Below are 1003 nucleotides of genomic sequence, written 5' to 3' on the forward strand. Positions count from 1 at the left end.
GCGGGCGATGTGCATGGCAACGTCACGGTGACGACGCACGACCAGCGCGGGCAGCAGGGTGGCGTCAGTTTTGGCAGCGGCAATCAGCTTGGCACGGTGAACATTGGCGATCTGGCGGGGGGCAACATCACAAAGACTGAGATCACTCAGGGCGACCGGATCACCACGGGGGACATCACCGGCAGTGGCATCGCCATCGGGCGGGGCGCGCAGAGCAGCGTGCGCAAGATCGACACCGGCGGCGGCGACTACGCCGAAGGCCCCCTTGACAAGCGCACGGGCACTTTTGTGGGCGGTGATCAGTTCACCATGTCCGGCGATTTCAGCGGTGCTATGCTCAACATCGCATCCACGTTGACCAACGTCGCGCAGCGCATCGGCGCGGCCCCGCACGGCGACGCTGCGACGAAGGCGCACCTTCAGGCGTTGATCGAGCAGTTGCGTGCTGCGTTACAGCAGGTGCCCCCTGCGCACACCGGTGAGGCCGAGGCGGTTGCTGAAACCGCCAAGACCGCCGTCGAACAGGCGACGAAGGCCCAGCCGAATCAGACCCTGGTGCAGATCAGCGCCGAAGGGCTGAAGCAGGCTGCGCAGAACCTGGCGGCGGTGTTGCCGACCGTGCTGCCGCTCGCGACGCAGATCGCCGAGGCCGTGCGGCGGATGAGTGGGGGGTGACTGCTATGCACGAACGGCTTGCCCGCCTGCACCGCAAACTGGCTGCGGCGACCGATCCCGATGATCGCGCTGATCTTGAGATGGCGATCCGTGCTCTGGAGCGCGAGGCTGGCATCGTGTCAGCCCAGCTTCCCCTTCCTGGCGATACCATCACGGTCGGCGACCTGTCGCATGTGACCGGCGTGGCTGTGGGTGCTGGCGCACGGGCGACGGTGTACGTCGATGGACGTCAGGGGCACAGCAACGACGCATTGCTGGCCGCCTACTACGAGCGTCTGGCGACGCGCTGTCGCAGTCTGCCGTTGCAGGGCATCTACGAGCAGCGGAG

At 66.4% G+C, this 1003-nt stretch carries 1 protein-coding gene and 1 pseudogene; both read left to right on the forward strand.

Going from position 1 to position 1003, the window contains the following annotated elements; translation table 11 throughout:
- Positions 1–675 (forward strand): annotated as a pseudogene (locus A9Q02_RS04875) (DUF4404 family protein); the annotation flags it as partial.
- Positions 676–680: 5 nt separating this feature from the next.
- Positions 681–1003, forward strand: a 323-nt coding sequence (locus A9Q02_RS04880; RefSeq protein ID WP_141508718.1) for a hypothetical protein, incomplete at its 3' end; no start/stop codon positions are given.

The sequence above is a fragment of the Candidatus Chloroploca asiatica genome (genome assembly GCF_002532075.1).
GTDB lineage: Bacteria > Chloroflexota > Chloroflexia > Chloroflexales > Chloroflexaceae > Chloroploca > Chloroploca asiatica.